Source organism: Bradyrhizobium iriomotense (assembly GCF_018130765.1).
In the GTDB taxonomy this organism is placed as follows: domain Bacteria; phylum Pseudomonadota; class Alphaproteobacteria; order Rhizobiales; family Xanthobacteraceae; genus Bradyrhizobium; species Bradyrhizobium iriomotense_A.
Window position 1 is genome coordinate 52,092 of the sequence record NZ_JAFCJZ010000035.1, and the last position, 15,698, is coordinate 67,789.

Here is a 15,698-nt window from a genome sequence, read left to right on the forward strand (position 1 = left end):
CATGCGCAGTTCCCTCTTAAGTTTGGTTAAGGGCTACGGAGAAATACGGGGGTGTTTTGCGGCGATGCGACGCGCGCAGAAAATCGTCATTAACAGAGCGTCAACGGCGCATGCGAAAGCGCGCGTGACCTTCGCGCTTCTCTTTCGTTTGTTTCGAGTCTAGCCGTTCTTGGGGATGCGGCATTGCATGATGCAATGCAGGCCGGACTTGAGATAGGAGAGCTCGGTCCTGCCGTCGAAAGCCGAAAGTGCCGATTTCAGCAGCTTGGTGCCGAAGCCGGGCTCGGACACCTTGTCCACGCTTGGCCCTTCGGTTTCGTCCCAGGTGACCGTCAGGCGGTCCTCGCTGATGGTCCATGACACCTGCAACAGACCGCGCGGCGCGGAGAATGCGCCATACTTTCCTGCGTTGGTGGCGAGCTCGTGAAACATCAATGACAGCGTGACCGCGAGCTTCGGCGGCAGGAACAGCCGGTCGCCGTTGAGGGTGAAGCGGACATGGCCGTAGGGCCCGAGTTCGGCGATCAGCAAATCGCGAATGTCGCAGCCCCCCTTGTCGATCCGCGAGATCAGATCGTCGGTCGTGGCCAGCGAACGCAGCCGCGGATCGATCCGGGCCCAGACCTGTGGCTGGTCGTGCAGCACCTGATGAATCACCGCGTGCACGGTCGAGAGCTTGTTCTTCAGCCGGTGCTGGAGCTCGTCGACCAGGAGCTTGCGATACTCCTCTTCCTCGATCAGGCGCTTGGAGATCCGGCGCTGCTCGACCAGCAGCGTCCGATAATGCTCGACGCCCCAGATGGTGAGCGCGCAGACCGCCCAGTACAGCGCCAGCAGGGCAAAGCGGGCGTTGTCGGCAATGGCATCGCTGAAATTCAGGACCACGCCGAGCACGCCGCCGATGATCGCCGTCACGATGCCGATCCGGAAACCTCCGAAGGCGGCGGCAAAGAACACGGCCGGAAAGTAAGGCGTGAAGTAGACGTCGGGGCGGACATGGGCGAGCCCCCAGCGCGCCAGGGTCGCAACCAGCAGGCAGGTGATCGCAAAGCCGATGCTCAGGCCGAGCGACGGCGGTGCCACGCCCTGCCAGCCCTTGCGGAACTCCTCGATCAGCTTCTCCATGCGCAGCCCGGTTGCGACGTGCGGCCGCCTTGAATGTTACGCATGTCGGGCGCGCAAGCAAAGCTTGCCTTGTCGGAAGCCGGCAGGAATAGTGACCGTCGCGGCGCCGACTGTCGCGGTGCCGTCGTCGATCGGTGTTCGCCATTTGGCGTCAAGGGGTTCGAAAGCAGGGACATTCCATGGGCAGGCTGGACGGCAAGGTGGCGGTGATTACGGGCGCGACGAGCGGGATCGGATTGCGGACTGCGGAAGTCTTCGTTGCCGAAGGTGCCAAAATTGTGATCGCCGGGCGTCGCATACCGGAAGGCGAGGCGCTGGCGAGGCAGCTCGGCGCCAACTGCGCCTTCCTCCAGACCGACGTGACGGTCGAAGCGCAGATGCAGGCGCTGATCGCGCTCGCTGTGGAGAGGTTCGGCCGGATCGATTGCCTGTTCAACAATGCCGGCGGCCCGGCACAGACCGGCGGCATCGAGGGTCTCGAGGTCGAGCGCTTCGACGCGGCGATGGCGACGCTGGTGCGCAGCGTCATGCTCGGCATGAAGCACGCCGCGCCCCATATGAAGAAGCAGGGTTCTGGCAGCATTATCAACAATGGCAGCATTGCTGGCCGCCTCGCCGGCTTTTCGTCGTCCATCGTCTATGGCGCGGCCAAGGCTGCGGTAATCCATCTCACCAAATGCGTGGCGATGGAGCTCGGCGAGTCCAATGTGCGCGTCAACTCGATCTCGCCCGGCGCGATCGCGACCGGCATTTTCGGCAAGGCGCTGGGGCTCTCGACCGACGCCGCCGAGAAGACGCCGGCGATGATGCGCGAGGTCTACAAGACCGCGCAGCCGATCCCGCGCGCAGGTCTCACTGATGATATCGCCCATGCTGCGGTGTTCCTGGCCAGCGACGAATCCAGCTTCATCAACGGCCACGATCTCGTCATCGACGGCGCCATGACCGGCGGCCGCAACTGGAGCCAGCAGCAGCAGGGCTTGAGCGCCTTGCGCAAGGCGTTCGATCAGGGGGCGTAGCGGCTCCAGCGGCGGTGCCGTAGGGTGGGTTAGCGTAGCGGATGCGCGAAGCGCAGTCCGTTACGCGTAACCCACCACTTCTGTCTCCGCGGAAACAAAAGAGGTGGGTTACGCTCGCGGACCGCGCTTTGCGCGGCCGCGAGCTAACCCACCCTACGAGAGCGGCGCTAAACCGCCTTCACCGTCACCCGCAGCCCGTCCCGCGGTTTCGGGATCGGCCACATCTGCCAGTCCGGCTTGTAGCCCTCTTCCAGCGACACCTCGATGTTCTGCAAAAAGTGCCGCGCGAAGCATTTGGCCTGCATATAGGCGAAGTGCAGGCCGAGGCACATATGCGCGCCGCCGCCGAATGGCACGAAGGCGAAGCGATGGCGGCCACGCTGGGCTTCCTCCGTGAAGCGGAGCGGATCGAAGCGGTCCGGCTCCGGCCAGATGTCCTTCATGTGATGCGTGTACAGCGGATTGACGCCGATCCGGGTCCCAGCAGGAACGGAGTATCCCATGAAGGTGAAATCACGCATGGCATAGCGCGGTAACGAGGGCACCGGTGGCCTGATCCTTAGCGACTCCTTGAATGCCATTTCCGACAGAGGCATTTTTTCGAGATCGTCGAAGCTGCTGGGGGCATCAGGAGCAAGTCCGAGCGCCAGAACCTCCGCGCGCAGCCTGTCCTGCCAGTCCGGGTTGGCGGCGAGTTCGCCGATGAAGGAGGTCAGCGACGAGGTCAGCGTGTCGTGCGCGGCCATCATCAGGAAACTCATGTGGTCGATGATGTCCTGCTCCGACAGCAGCGCGCCATCCTCGTGGGTCGCGTGGCAGAGCTGTGAGAATAGATCCTCTCCTCCGCTCCTGGCGCGACGACGCGGAATCTGCTCGCGAAAATAGGCGACGATGCGCTCGCGGCCAGCCACGCCGCGCGCCATCTGCGTGCCCGGCAACGGGCGGCGGATCGGAGCGATGGAGGCCGCGACCATGTCGGCAAAGGCGCGGTTGATCCCCTCGACCTCGGGACCGATATCGGCGCCAAGAAACGATGTCGCTGCGAGGTCGAGCGTTAACTGCTTCATCGCCGGATAGAGCTGAATCGAGCCGGGCTTCGCCTTCCACTGCGCGATCCGCGCTGCGATGCCCTTGTCGAGCTTGTCGAGATAAGACTTCATCGGTCCAGACTTGAACGCGACAGACAGCGCCTTGCGATGCAGGCGGTGCTCGTCGAAATCGAGCAGCATCAGGCCACGCGGGAATAGCAATTCGAGCACATGGTTCCAGCCATGGGTCGACGAGAATAGTTTTTGCTGGTCGAACAGCACGAGCTCGTTGGCATCGGGCCCGAGCAGCACGACGTTGGTCTGGCCGAAGGAATGGGTCCGAAAGACGAGCCCGTGTTTCGTGGCGTACGCCTCGATGAAACCCTTGGGATCGGCCAGTAGTTGGAACGTCTTGCCGATGATCGGCAAACCCTCGTCGCCGGGAATGTGCGTCAGCTCATTACGCCTGGGTGGCGCGAAGGGGACCTTGGAAGAGGACCCGCCCTGCATCGACATGCTGATAGCTCCGCTTTACTCGGAGGGACAGCATAGCACAGTCCGGACCGAACGATGTGCCGCTATGCCCCTGCGCGTTCGCGGCCGCACCGGCCTATCCCATTCGTTTAGCCGCCGCATTCAGATCCGGCGCGTTGACGGCGGGAATGGCGACGCGGCCGGGGCCGGTGACCTTCAGCGCCTCGGCGGCCTTCTCGTTCTCCATGATCTTGGCCATCACGGCCTGGCCCGCACGCTCGAAGATCGCGCGGTTCTCGATCACGAATTTTTGCGACCTGCGCAGGCCGTCGATATAGCCGTTGATCTCCGGCACGACATAGCGCGCGACCATGTCCCAGCTCCGGCGCGTATTTTCCGGATTGGCCCAGTCGTGCACGAAGCCGATGATGGCGCCGACGCCGCCGGACACTTCCATCACGTTCTTGATGGTTTTGACGAGATCGTCCGGCGTGCCGATGGTGGACGCCGCGCCCTCGACGAAGGCGGTCTTGTCCACGGCCTCATCCGGCGAGGAGAATGCGGTCAGGCCCGGCCGCTGCAGCGTGCCGACATTATATTCGTTGTGCCAGCGCATCAGCCCGGCGCCGGCCTCGCGACGGGCCTGCTCGCGGGTCTCGGCGATGTGGAAGGTCAGCAGCACGCGCCAGTCGGCACGATTGACCTTGGTGCCGTGCTTCTTCGCGGCATCCTCGGCGAACTGCCATTGCTGTTGCAGCGACATCAGGCCCTGCGTCGTCATTGAGCCCAGCGAGATGATGCCGATGCCGTATTTGCCGGCGAGCGTCATGCCGGAGGGCGAGATCTGCGAGGCCACCACGAACGGCATCTCCTCCTGCAAGGGGAGGATCTGCAGTGCGGCGTCGTTCATGGTGAACCAGTCGCTCTTCGCGGTGACCCGCTCGCCGTTGAAGAGGCGGCGGATGATGCCGATCGCCTCGTCCTGGCGGTCGCGCTGCGTCATCGGGTCGATGCCGAGCGTGTGCGCATCGGAGGCCAACGCGCCGGGACCGGAGCCGAAGATGGCGCGGCCGCCGGTCATGTGGTCGAGCTGCACCATGCGCTGGGCGACGTTGAAGGGATGGTGATAGGGCAGCGAGACGACGCCGGTGCCGAGCTTGATCCGCTTGGTGCGCTCGCCCGCCGCGGCCAGGAACATCTCGGGCGAAGCGATCATCTCCCAGCCGGAGGAATGGTGCTCGCCGCACCAGAACTCGTCATAGCCGAGCGCGTCGAGCTGCTCGACGAGGTCGAGATCGCGCCGGAACTGGAGCATTGGATGCTCCCCGATCGGGTGATGCGGGGCAAGAAAGGCTCCGAACTTCAGGCGCGCCATGGCGTTCTCTCCGGCTGAATTTTCTGTTTGTTGAAGTGATGAGGCTACGTGGTGGCGGAAGCGAACGCAATCGCGTGATGTCCCGCGCGGCGGAATGCAGCTATGTGCTGACGCAAGGCGAGATGCCTCGTCTCCCTCTCGCCGTTCTCAGGAAAGAACGCCGATGCGAAGCATCGGCTATGGTGAGGGGACTCTCTCCGCACGTGAGGTCCAAGAGAAACCTGTACCCCCTCACCCGGAATTCAAACTGCGTTTGAATTCCGACCTCTCCCCGCAGGCGGGGTGAGGTGAAGGAATCCTACCTCGTAGGTAATCGCGCGGATGACGGCGGTCTGCGAACATCGCCCGCAAATAGATTCCGGAAAGCTCGCGCGAAAATGCATCAAACCGTCACAAAGCCCATCGATTCGACCCGCCGCTGGTGGGTGCTGGCGATCGTCGTCGCCGCCCAGTTCATGTTCGGCGTCGATGCCTTCATCGTGAACGTCGCGATCCCCACCATCGCGGTGGATCTGAAGGCGACGCCGGCGCAGATCGGATCCGTCATCGCGATCTATCTGATCGCCTATGCCACGCTGGTCGTCACCGGCGGAAGGCTCGGCGACATCCACGGCACCAAGACTGTCTTCCTGGCCGGCGTGCTCGGCTTCACGGCGACCTCGCTGTGGTGCGGCCTTGCGCAATCCGGCGTCGAGCTGATCGTCGCGCGGCTGGCGCAGGGCGCGACCGCGGCGCTGATGGTGCCGCAGGTGCTGGCGACGCTGCATCTTTTGTTCACCGACGAGACGCGCAACCGCGCCTTCGCCGTCTACGGCATCGTGCTCGGGCTTGCAGGCGCTGCGGGCTTTCTGCTCGGCGGCCTCCTCGTCACGCTCGATCTCGCCGGTACCGGCTGGCGGTCGGTGTTCTTCGTCAACGTTCCCAGCGGCCTCGCCATCGCCGCGGCCGCCTGGCGCATCATGCCGTCGGTGCCGCGACGAGCCGGCACGAAGCTCGACATCAAGGGCAGCGTGGTCTTGTTCGCAGGGCTGCTGTGCCTGATCGGGCCGCTGCTGTTCGGTCACGACGTCGGCTGGGCGCCGTGGCTGTGGGCCGTGATGGCGATCGGCGTCGCCATCCTCCTGGCATTCCTGAAGCTCGAGCATGGTGTTGCGCGAACCGGCGGCATGCCGCTGATCGATCTGACGCTGCTGGAGGACGCCGCCTTCCTGCGCGGCCTCGGTGCGGCGTTCTTTTTCTTCCTCGCCAATCTCTCGTTCTATCTGGTTATGACGCTGTTCATGCAGCGCGGCCTGAAGATCCCGCCGCTCGCGGCCGGCATGGCCTCCATTCCACTTGCAATCGCTTTCGTCGTGGCCTCACGCCATAGCGGCACGCGCGCTCGGCATCGCGGCACCAAGGTCTTGATCGAAGGATGTGCGTTGCAGATCGCGGGCCTTGCGGCGCTCGCGCTCCTTGCATTCCATGTCGATGCGCCGTCGCCGCTCGCACTCGCGCTGACCATGAGCATCTTCGGCTATGGCCAGGGACTCGTGATGGCGCCGCTGTCCGGTGCCGTGCTCTCGACGGTCAAACCTGTCGCCGCAGGCTCAGCCTCCGGCATGTACGGTACGACAGCACAGATCGGAAATGCGGCCGGAGTGGCCGCAATCGGCGCGGTGTTCTTCGCGATCGAATCAATGCAATCAGCGCGCGCAGGATTTTTCGTCTCGCTCGCGCTGTTTGTGACGTTAATCATGATCTGCACCGCATTTCTGACGTGGATGCGCCGCGCATCTGCATCAAGTTGAGGCAGTGCGGTTGATACGTGCGGATTCCTGCGGGATTTCCAGTGATTTTCGCGAGATCGACAGCACACGGCCTTTTTATTTTGCAATGCAGCAACTATCTGGTTGGGCTGAACGTTGAAAGCCGCCCACCAGGAAAGTGCCGTGTCGTTAGCAAGAAATGTCGATTTGTTGAGACGTCTGCCGAAGCTGGACGGTCTGCGCTTTGCCGAGTTCGGCCGGAGCCCTGATTCATCCAGCCCGCTGAAAGAGGTCACGGGCTTCGGCGACAATCCCGGCGCCTTGCGCATGTTCGCGTTCGTGCCGGCGCAGTTGCAGAAGCCGCGCGCGCTGGTCGTCGTGCTGCATGGCTGCGGACAGACGGCAGCTGGCTATGATCTCGGCGCCGGCTGGTCGACGCTCGCGCGGCATTACGGCTTCGCGCTGCTGATGCCCGAGCAGCAACGCGTCAACAACGGCAACACCTGCTTCAACTGGTTCAATCCGGAAGACACCGCGCGGGACAGCGGCGAAGCGCGCTCGATTCGCGAGATGATCGCGCATATGGCCGAGACGCACCGCATCGATCCCAGGCGCATCTTCATCACCGGCCTCTCGGCCGGCGGCGGCATGACGTCGGTGATGCTTGCGACCTATCCGGAAGTCTTTGCGGCTGGCGCTGTTATCGCCGGATTGCCTTACGGCATCGCCGCGAATTTGCGCGAGGCGCTGGACGGCATGTTCCATTCCCCGGCGCGCCCCGCGCGCGAGCTCGGCGATCTCGTGCGCCGTGCCTCCGATCATCGTGGTCCCTGGCCGAAGATGTCGGTGTGGCACGGCAGCGCCGACCGCACCGTCAATCCCGGCAATGCCAACGAGATCGTCAAGCAGTGGCTCGACCTGCACGATCTGCCCGACGTGCCGATGGCGGAGACCAATGTCGACGGCTATCCGCGCCAGGCCTGGTGGAACAAGGACGGCGAGACGCTGGTCGAGTCCTACGCCATCACCGACATGGCCCACGGCACGCCGCTCGGCCTTGCCGACAACGACCAGCGCTATGGCATGGAAGGCGCCTTCCTGATCGAGGCCGGCATCTCCTCGTCCTATCACATCGCAAAATTCTTCGGCCTGACCGGCTGGATCGCGGAGGCGAAGAAGAAGGCGGAGGCAAAGCCGGCGCTGACACCCGCGCCGCATCTCGCCCGCTCGATCCGCACCGCGGTTGCCGAGCAACCGGCCGAGCCGAAGCAGGAGGAATCCCGCGGCTTCGATCTCGGCCAGATCATCACCCGCGCGCTGACGGCGGCGGGATTGATGAAGTAGCTCCGCTGTCGTCCCGGACAAGCGCGCCCCAAGCGCGCGCCGATCCGGGACCCATACTCCCAGGACGAAGTGAGGCGCGAAGGCGTAACTCCGAGTCCCCGTAACCACATCTCCCTGTGGTCATGGGTCCCGGATCTGCGCTTGCGCTTGTCCGGGACGACAGCGAAATTTGTGGCGACGCCGTCGCTTCAGTTCGGCGAAGCTGCCGTCTGATCGATCACCTCGATCGGCGTCACCGTCACCTCACCGCCGGCGACCTTCCGCGTTGCCTCCTGATAGGCCCTGAAGAAGTCGCGCGATTGCAGGGCTTTTTGCGCGGCATCGTCGCGGGCACTGGCGAGGTGGAAGTAGCTGCCGTCGTCGCGGGCCTTGAGGACGCGATAGCCAATCCGTCCCTTCAGCTCCGGATCGCCGTCGATCGCCTTGATGAAGCGGCCGATCTCCCGGTGCCATTCCTCCGTCGTGCCGTTCTTGAACTGGTATCTGATCATGAAGTGCTTCATGTGACGCTCCCTGTTCGTCATGTGCGTCATCATCTGCGCCTTGTGAGCGATCTCGCAAGTATGGACAAAATTGATAGTATGGACTTTTTCGGTGTCGCTCCTATCCTTGAGCCAACTGGCTGCACATGGAGGAGACGACATGGCAAAGCCTTCACCCGCGCGCACCTGCCCGGTTGCGGCGTTTCAGAAAATGATCAGCGGCAAGTACAAGCTGCGCATCGTCTGGGATCTCAAGGACGGCCCGCGCCGCTACGGCGAGATCAGGAGCGGCCTGCTGCGCGGCGCTGAGGGCAGCGCCGAGATCACCCCGCGCGTGCTCAGCCGCGAATTGAAGGCGCTGACGGAGAGTGGCCTGATCGACCGCAAGGATTTTGGCGAGGTGCCGCCGAAGGTCGAGTATCGCCTCACGCGGAAGGGCAGGAGCTTCGTGCCTGTCGTCGCCGCGATCCGGCAATGGGGCGAACGCAATCTCGGCGAGGCGGCGGCGCTCGCAGACGCCGCCGAATAAAACCCTACATCTCGCCGGTGATGAACGGATTGGTCATCCGCTCCTGGCCGATGCTCGAGCCGGCGCCGTGGCCGCAGATGAAGCCGACATCGTCGCCGAGCGGCAGCAGCTTAGTCAGAATCGAGTTGATCAGCGTCGCGTGACTGCCGCCGGGAAGGTCGGTACGCCCCACCGAGCCCGCGAACAAGACGTCGCCGACATGGGCAAACCGCAGATCCTTGTTGAAGAACACCACGCTGCCCGGCGAGTGGCCGGGGCAGTGCAAAATGTCGAACGACAGGCCGCCGATCGAAACGCTGTCGCCTTCCTCGAGCCAGCGGTCCGGCGCGAAGTTGCGCACCCCGGTCATGCCGAAGCGCGCGCCGCTCTCGACCACGTTGTCGAGCAGGAACTTGTCGGCCTGATGCGGCCCCTCGATCGGCACCTTCAGCGCATCGCGCAAGTCCGCCGCGCCGCCGACATGGTCGATATGGCCGTGGGTCAGCCAGATCTTCTCCACGGTGACGCCGGTCTGCTTGATCGCATCCAGGATCTTCGGCACGTCGCCGCCGGGATCGATCACCACGGCCTTCTTGCTAGGCTCGTCCCAGATGATGGTGCAGTTCTGCTCGAACAGCGTCACGGGGACGATGATCGCGCCCGCCTTGGCCTGCGAGGAGTCTTGCGAGGATTTTTGGGTGTCATTTTGCTCGGTCATGGCGCCACAATGCCGATTTTTGCCATGCCGCCAAGCAAAAGATTCGTGCGAGCGCCCGGGAACGATCGTTCCGTGGAGACCGTTCCCCGGGCGCGGCTGTTACCGCTTGATCTGCGCCTTCAATGTCTCCTGCACGACCCCGTCGAAGGACGACGTCTTCGGTGACTTCACGGCCTGATCGGCGATGTACTTGTCACGCTTGGCGACCAGTGCGGCGAGCTTCTCGTTCAGCGCCTTGCGCTGCTCGATCTGCTTGGTCACCTCGGCCTCACGCTGCTCGGGTTTCATCGCGCGCAGGTTCTCCGGCAGGTCGTCCTCCTTGACGGAGCCGACGCTGGTCCTGCCCTTGGCGGCGTCGGCGACGAGATCGCCGCCGCCGGTCACGGCTTCCGAGGTCGACGCGGATCGCTTGTTGATATAGCTCGCCATGTCGCTGGCCGTTGACGGTGCGGATGCCGCGACGCTGGCCGACTGTCGCATCTTCAGCTCGGTATGCTTCTGCCGCTCGCGCGGACCGTAGGGGATCACCGTGCCGTTGAGCTGCTGCTGAAGGATGATGATGTCCTGGTCGTACGGCGTCTCGATGATCACGACCTGTCCGCCATCCTGCGGAATCGGGATGAAGCGGCCGTTGCCGATCTGCGCGATGTCACGCCACACCCGCTCGGTGTCGCGGGCATCGCCGGCGAGCACGGCATTGACGATGATGTCCTTCTGTTTGGCGACCGCGAGCGTCGTCGGATATTTGGTGTCCTGCGTGTAGTCCATGTGCGGCGGCGCATCGCCGACCAGAAACACGATGTGCCTGACGTCGCCGCCCATCGTCCATTGCAGCTTGTTGACGGCAACATCGAGCGCCTCGTTGACGCTTTCGGGCCAGTCGCCGCCGCCGCGCGCCTTCAACTCCAGGAGATTGGCGTAGAGATCCTGGATGTCGCGGGTCAGCTCGATCTTCGACGTCACGTAATCGTCGCCGATGTCGCGATAGGCGACGAGGCCCATGCGGATATCGGCGTCCGGATTGGAATCGACGATCGTCGTGGCGATCGACCAGATTTTTCGCTTGGCGCCTTCGATCAGGCGGGCCATCGAGCCCGTGGTGTCGAGCACGAAGGCGACCTCGACGGTCGGCTTGGTGAAGGCAGGAGAGGTTCCGGCCGAGAGCGGCAGGGTGGCGAGAGCGAAGGCGAGCGAGCACAGTGTGATGCGTGACCTCATGGGTCCCTCCAGTGGTTGCGTCCCTCGGAACCAAGGTTCCACTGGCATCGCGGAGGGTTGAGGCCGGAACGAAGGCGTAACCGGCGCGAAATTGCGGCGTTTCCCGGGGGAACCCCGGCTATGCGGAGTCGAGCGACACTTGCCGCGCTGCACGCGTCACATCGCCGTCCCAAAGCCCTGTTCGTTTGCCCCCTTTCTCGTGAACCGTTGGCGCGATCCGGCGTTGCTGTCCGCGCGAAGTACATTCGGGGGACGATCTTGGCTCAGAGCGATGACAAGTGGTGGCGCGACGGCGTCTTCTATCAGATCTATCCGCGCTCCTTTCAGGACAGTGACGGCGACGGCGTCGGCGACCTCGCCGGCATCCTGAAGCGTCTGCCTTATGTGAAATCGCTCGGCGTCGATGCGATCTGGCTGTCGCCGATCTTCCCCTCGCCGATGGCCGATTTCGGCTACGACATCTCCGACTATACCGGCATCGATCCCCTGTTCGGCACGATGGTGGATTTCGACGCGCTGCTCGGCGCGGCCCATGACAACGGCCTGAAGCTGATCCTCGATCTCGTGCCCAACCACACCTCCGACCGGCATCCGTGGTTCGTCGAGAGCCGCGCCTCGCGCGACAATCCCAAGCGTGACTGGTACATCTGGCGCGATCCGAAGCCGGATGGCAGCGCGCCGAACAACTGGCTCTCCGAGTTCGGCGGCAGCGCGTGGGCTTTCGACGAGACCACGGGTCAGTACTACTATCACGCCTTTCTCGCCCAGCAGCCGGACCTCAACTGGCGCAATCCCGACGTCCGCGCCGCGATCTACGACGCGATGCGGTTCTGGCTTGAAAAGGGCGTCGACGGCTTTCGCGTCGACGTGATCTGGCACCTGATCAAGGACGCCGAGTTCCGCGACAACCCGCCGAACCCGCATTACGTCGAGGGCCGGCCGCCGAACGAGAAGATCCTTACGCAATATTCTACCGACCAGCCCGAAGTGCATGACGTCATCACCGAGATGCGGCGCGTCACCGATGCGTATCGCGCCCGCGTGCTGATCGGCGAGATCTATCTGCCGCTGCATCGCCTGATGGCCTATTACGGCAACGATCTCACCGGCGCGCAGATGCCGTTCAATTTCGCGCTGCTCTCGACCTTCTGGAGCGCGCGCTCGATCGAGACAATCATCGAGGATTACGAAAAGGCGCTGCCGCGCGGCGCCTGGCCGAACTGGGTGCTCGGCAATCACGATCGGCCGCGCGTGGCGAGCCGTGTCGGCCCAGAGCAGGCCCGCGTCGCCGCCATGCTGCTGCTGACCTTGCGCGGCACGCCGACGCTCTACTATGGCGACGAGATCGGCATGCATCAGCTCGCGATCGCGCCGGAGGATGTGCGCGATCCCTTCGAGAAGAACGTGCCCGGCATTGGCGTCGGCCGGGACGGCTGCCGCACGCCGATGCAGTGGGATGCGTCCAACTTCGCCGACTTCTCGGAAGCGAGGCCGTGGCTGCCGCTGCCCGAGGATCATATCCGCGAGAACGTCGCCAATCTTGAAGCCGATCCGCGCTCGATCCTCAGCCTCTACAAGCGCCTGATCGCATTGCGGCGGGATTGCCCGCCGCTGGTCGCCGGCGACTATCATCCGATCGCGGCGCAAGGCGACCTCCTGATCTATCGCCGCGTGGCCGAAGGCAAGTCGGTGGTCATCGTGCTCAATCTCGGCCCTGACCCGATCGCGGTGACAACAAGCGCGATCCGCTTCGGCAGCGAGATTCTGATTTCGACGTTTCTCGATCGCGAAGGCGAGAGGCTCGAGGGCGTGCTGGATCTGCGAGGCAATGAGGGGGTGGTGGTGATGCCACCTCATACCTAGCTGTCGTCCCGGACAAGCGAAGCGCAGATCCGGGACCCATAACCACAGGGAGAAGTTTGGCGAAGGCTGGTGGTTACCGTCTGCGCGCGCCAACGACCTTTTGGGTTAATGGGTCCCGGCTTTCGCCAGGACGACGCTGAGGCGTCACCCCCGACGCTTCTTCCCCCGCACCGTGTTCTCGTCGATATCGCTCCGCTTCAGCAGATAATCGAGCCCGCCGACTCGGTACCAGCGATAGCCATAGGGCTCCAGCACGACGCGGTGCTGGCCGCGCTTGTCGGCGTGGCTGTGGTCTTCGGCGAGCAGGTTGATGAGGTGCGCGCCGGTCTCGCCTGATAGTCCCGCCGAGAACGCGATCTCGCGCGGCTTTTCGTCGAGATTATGCACGAACAGCACGGAATTGTTGCGCCAGTCGTAGCGCATGATGAAGACAGCGGGATCGCGCGTCGGGATCACCGTGAAGTCGCCCCAGCCGACCTCCGGCACTTCTTTCCGCATGCGCACGATGCGCTCGGTCCAGTTCAGCATGGAATTGGGATCACGCCGCTGTTTTGCGACATTGACATGCGGAAAGCCGTAAGGTCCCCCGTCGATGACGGGGCAGGCCGGCTTGTCGCTTTTGGTGAAGCCGCCATGCGGCTCGGTCGACCATTGCATCGGCGTGCGCGCGCAATTGCGCTCGGGCTGCGAGAGATCGTCGCCCATCGCGATCTCGTCGCCATAGCGGATCACGGGCGTTCCCGGCAGCGTGCACATCAGGCTGTAGGCGAGCTCAAGCCGCCGACGGTCGCCGCCCAGCATCGGCGCGAGGCGGCGGCGGATGCCGCGGTCGTAGAGCTGCATGTCCTTGTCGGGTCCGAAGCATTTGAACACGGTATCGCGCTGCGCCTTGGTCAATCGTCCCAGATCGAGCTCGTCATGATTGCGCAGGAACAGGCCCCATTGCGCCGTTGCCGGCCGCGGCTTTGTTGCTTTCAGCGCCTTGGCGAGCGGACGGGAATCCGCGGACGCCAGGGCATAGAACAGATGCTGGTTGACGTGGAAGTTGAACATCATGTGCATGCGGTCGGCATCGCGGCCGAAATATTCCATGTCGGTTTCCGGCAGAACATTGGCTTCCGCGAGAATGATCGCGTCACCCTGCCGCCATTGCAGGAATTCGCGGAACGCGCGCAGCATCTCGTATTGCTCGATCGGCTTCTTCACCTTCGCGCCCTTGGTGGCGATGATGAAGGGAACGGCGTCCATGCGGAAGCCGGAGACGCCGAGCTGGATCCAGAAGCCCATGATCTTCAGGATCTCGGCCTGCACATGCGGGTTCGAGGTGTTGAGATCGGGCTGGAAGTCGTAGAAGCGGTGGAAGTAGTACGCGCCGGCTTCCTTGTCGCGCGTCCAGGTCGATTTCTGCACGCCGGGAAACACCATGCCCTTGTTGGCGCCGGCCGGCTTCCTGTCGGACCACACATACCAGTCGCGATAGGGTGAGCTCTTGTCGCGCCGCGCCTCCTTGAACCAGTGATGCTGGTCCGAGGTGTGGTTGACGACGAGGTCGATGATAACGCGGATGCCGCGCTGCTTGCAGCCATGGGTGAACTCGACGAAATCGCCGAGCGTGCCGTAGCGGGTATCGACGCTGTAATAGTCGGCGATGTCGTAACCGTCGTCGCGGCCGGGCGAGGTCTGGAACGGCATCAGCCAGATCGTGGTGATGCCGAGCCCATGCAGGTAATCGAGCCGGCGCAAGAGGCCCTTGAAGTCGCCGACACCGTCGCCGTTGGCGTCCATATAGGAGCCGACGGACAGGCAGTAGATCACGCCGTTCTTGTACCAGAGATCGTCGATCATGCGCGAGCGGCCGGTGGTTCCGCCGAGCTGCGGCGGCTGCGTGATAAGTGCGTGGGGAAGGGGAGGTTCCCGCGCTTCACACCGCTGTCGTCCCGGGGCGCGACGTAGTCGCGAGCGATGATGCGCAATTGCGCATCTGAGGACCCATAACCACAGGCAGTTGTTTTGCGATGACTCGGAGTTGCCGTCTCGCCCCACAACTCCTCCCTGTGGCTATGGATTCCGGGCTCGCGCCAAGTGGCGCGCCCCGGAATGACCGGGCGGAGACAGTGTCCGCCCATCGTGGAATCGGCTATCCTCCCGCCATGGACAACACCGCTCGCATCGCCCTTGTGCCGCCGCCGGATCGCCGCCAGTCCGAGACGGCGCTCGCCATCGCGCGCGGCGCCGCGCGGCTGCTCCGTTCGCTCGGCTTCTCCTGCATCAGCGAATTGCCGCTGCCCTCGGGCCGGCGTGCCGATCTCGTGGCGCTGAACGAGCGCGGCGAGATCTGGATCGTCGAGATCAAGTCGTCGGTCGAGGATTTGCGCGCCGATCAGAAATGGCACGAATACCGCGCGCATTGCGACCGGCTGTTCTTCGCCTTCACGCAGGATCTGCCGTGCGAGATCTTTCCTGAAGACACCGGCCTGATCATCGCCGATGCCTACGGCGCGCACATGCATTGCGAGGCGCCCGAGCACAAGCTCGCCGCCGCCACGCGCAAGCAGATGACGCTGCGTTTCGCGATGGCTGCGGCCTTGCGGATCAACCGCCTGGTCGATCCGCAGGGACATGCGGATTTCTGGGAATGAGTCCGTAGGATGGGTAGAGCGAAGCGAAACCCATCGCTGTCGGTGCGAGGCGCGAAGAAGGTGGGTTTCGCTTCGCTCTACCCACCCTCATATGGGGATTTTTGAGTCAAGGCTTTTCGATTGGCTTGGGTGAGGTCGGGGAAGTGCGAGGGCGGCG

General features: G+C 63.8%; 13 protein-coding genes. 6 read left to right on the forward strand and 7 right to left on the reverse strand.

Annotated features, from left to right (window positions below; all coding sequences use genetic code 11):
- Positions 1–159 precede the first annotated feature (159 nt).
- Positions 160–1,125, reverse strand: coding sequence for a sensor histidine kinase (locus tag JQ635_RS36875; protein WP_211414670.1), 966 nt, complete (start codon positions 1,123–1,125; stop codon positions 160–162).
- 179 nt (positions 1,126–1,304) lie between these two features.
- On the opposite strand from JQ635_RS36875, the gene JQ635_RS36880 reads away from it, so the two are divergent.
- Complete coding sequence (locus JQ635_RS36880; protein ID WP_211414671.1) at positions 1,305–2,144, forward strand: SDR family NAD(P)-dependent oxidoreductase; 840 nt, start codon at positions 1,305–1,307, stop codon at positions 2,142–2,144.
- 167 nt (positions 2,145–2,311) lie between these two features.
- On the opposite strand, the gene JQ635_RS36885 is transcribed toward JQ635_RS36880, so the two are convergent.
- Both JQ635_RS36885 and JQ635_RS36890 read right to left on the reverse strand, forming a co-directional pair.
- Entirely contained in the window at positions 2,312–3,688 is a 1,377-nt protein-coding gene (locus JQ635_RS36885) for a cytochrome P450 (protein WP_211414672.1), read from the reverse strand.
- Between the two features lie 94 nt (positions 3,689–3,782).
- The gene (locus JQ635_RS36890) at positions 3,783–5,021 is read right to left on the reverse strand and encodes an LLM class flavin-dependent oxidoreductase (RefSeq protein ID WP_211414673.1); all 1,239 of its coding nucleotides are present in this window, start codon (positions 5,019–5,021) and stop codon (positions 3,783–3,785) included.
- 377 nt (positions 5,022–5,398) lie between these two features.
- Between JQ635_RS36890 and JQ635_RS36895 the strand changes: the two genes are divergently transcribed.
- Both JQ635_RS36895 and JQ635_RS36900 read left to right on the forward strand, forming a co-directional pair.
- The gene (locus tag JQ635_RS36895; RefSeq protein ID WP_211414674.1) at positions 5,399–6,811 is read left to right on the forward strand and encodes an MFS transporter; all 1,413 of its coding nucleotides are present in this window, start codon (positions 5,399–5,401) and stop codon (positions 6,809–6,811) included.
- A 141-nt stretch (positions 6,812–6,952) separates the two neighbouring features.
- Positions 6,953–8,113 carry an extracellular catalytic domain type 1 short-chain-length polyhydroxyalkanoate depolymerase gene (locus JQ635_RS36900; protein ID WP_211414675.1) on the forward strand — a complete coding sequence of 387 codons (1,161 nt, stop codon included), beginning with the start codon at positions 6,953–6,955 and terminating at the stop codon, positions 8,111–8,113.
- Between the two features lie 188 nt (positions 8,114–8,301).
- Here JQ635_RS36900 and JQ635_RS36905 read toward each other — a convergent pair whose 3' ends face one another.
- Positions 8,302–8,616: a hypothetical protein gene (locus JQ635_RS36905; RefSeq protein ID WP_246584012.1), complete on the reverse strand. Its 315-nt coding sequence runs from the start codon at positions 8,614–8,616 to the stop codon at positions 8,302–8,304.
- Positions 8,617–8,755: 139 nt separating this feature from the next.
- Between JQ635_RS36905 and JQ635_RS36910 the strand changes: the two genes are divergently transcribed.
- The gene (locus JQ635_RS36910; RefSeq protein WP_211414677.1) at positions 8,756–9,124 is read left to right on the forward strand and encodes a winged helix-turn-helix transcriptional regulator; all 369 of its coding nucleotides are present in this window, start codon (positions 8,756–8,758) and stop codon (positions 9,122–9,124) included.
- Between the two features lie 4 nt (positions 9,125–9,128).
- On the opposite strand, the gene JQ635_RS36915 is transcribed toward JQ635_RS36910, so the two are convergent.
- Together JQ635_RS36915 and JQ635_RS36920 are read right to left on the reverse strand one after the other, a co-directional pair.
- Positions 9,129–9,821 (reverse strand): MBL fold metallo-hydrolase, encoded by a 693-nt coding sequence (locus JQ635_RS36915; RefSeq protein ID WP_211414678.1) that lies wholly within the window; start codon positions 9,819–9,821, stop codon positions 9,129–9,131.
- Positions 9,822–9,920: 99 nt separating this feature from the next.
- Entirely contained in the window at positions 9,921–11,039 is a 1,119-nt protein-coding gene (locus JQ635_RS36920) for a vWA domain-containing protein (protein WP_211414679.1), read from the reverse strand.
- Between the two features lie 258 nt (positions 11,040–11,297).
- Between JQ635_RS36920 and JQ635_RS36925 the strand changes: the two genes are divergently transcribed.
- Positions 11,298–12,902, forward strand: coding sequence for an alpha-amylase family glycosyl hydrolase (locus JQ635_RS36925; RefSeq protein ID WP_211414680.1), 1,605 nt, complete (start codon positions 11,298–11,300; stop codon positions 12,900–12,902).
- A gap of 144 nt (positions 12,903–13,046) precedes the next feature.
- Here JQ635_RS36925 and JQ635_RS36930 read toward each other — a convergent pair whose 3' ends face one another.
- Entirely contained in the window at positions 13,047–14,747 is a 1,701-nt protein-coding gene (locus JQ635_RS36930) for an alpha-amylase family protein (protein WP_211414681.1), read from the reverse strand.
- A 305-nt stretch (positions 14,748–15,052) separates the two neighbouring features.
- On the opposite strand from JQ635_RS36930, the gene JQ635_RS36935 reads away from it, so the two are divergent.
- A complete protein-coding gene (locus JQ635_RS36935) occupies positions 15,053–15,541 on the forward strand; it encodes an MmcB family DNA repair protein (protein ID WP_211414682.1) in 489 nt (162 codons plus the stop codon).
- Positions 15,542–15,698 lie beyond the last annotated feature (157 nt).

Excerpts from the sequence above, each read along its gene's own strand:
- JQ635_RS36890 (WP_211414673.1), bottom strand. The coding sequence starts at position 5,021 with ATGGCGCGCCTGAAGTTCGGAGCCTTTCTTGCCCCGCATCACCCGATC.
- JQ635_RS36895 (WP_211414674.1), top strand. The coding sequence starts at position 5,399 with ATGCATCAAACCGTCACAAAGCCCATCGATTCGACCCGCCGCTGGTGG.
- JQ635_RS36880 (WP_211414671.1), top strand. The coding sequence starts at position 1,305 with ATGGGCAGGCTGGACGGCAAGGTGGCGGTGATTACGGGCGCGACGAGC.
- JQ635_RS36885 (WP_211414672.1), bottom strand. The coding sequence starts at position 3,688 with ATGTCGATGCAGGGCGGGTCCTCTTCCAAGGTCCCCTTCGCGCCACCC.
- JQ635_RS36935 (WP_211414682.1), top strand. The coding sequence starts at position 15,053 with ATGGACAACACCGCTCGCATCGCCCTTGTGCCGCCGCCGGATCGCCGC.
- JQ635_RS36920 (WP_211414679.1), bottom strand. The coding sequence starts at position 11,039 with ATGAGGTCACGCATCACACTGTGCTCGCTCGCCTTCGCTCTCGCCACC.
- JQ635_RS36875 (WP_211414670.1), bottom strand. The coding sequence starts at position 1,125 with ATGGAGAAGCTGATCGAGGAGTTCCGCAAGGGCTGGCAGGGCGTGGCA.
- JQ635_RS36910 (WP_211414677.1), top strand. The coding sequence starts at position 8,756 with ATGGCAAAGCCTTCACCCGCGCGCACCTGCCCGGTTGCGGCGTTTCAG.
- JQ635_RS36930 (WP_211414681.1), bottom strand. The coding sequence starts at position 14,747 with ATGATCGACGATCTCTGGTACAAGAACGGCGTGATCTACTGCCTGTCC.
- JQ635_RS36905 (WP_246584012.1), bottom strand. The coding sequence starts at position 8,616 with ATGAAGCACTTCATGATCAGATACCAGTTCAAGAACGGCACGACGGAG.
- JQ635_RS36915 (WP_211414678.1), bottom strand. The coding sequence starts at position 9,821 with ATGACCGAGCAAAATGACACCCAAAAATCCTCGCAAGACTCCTCGCAG.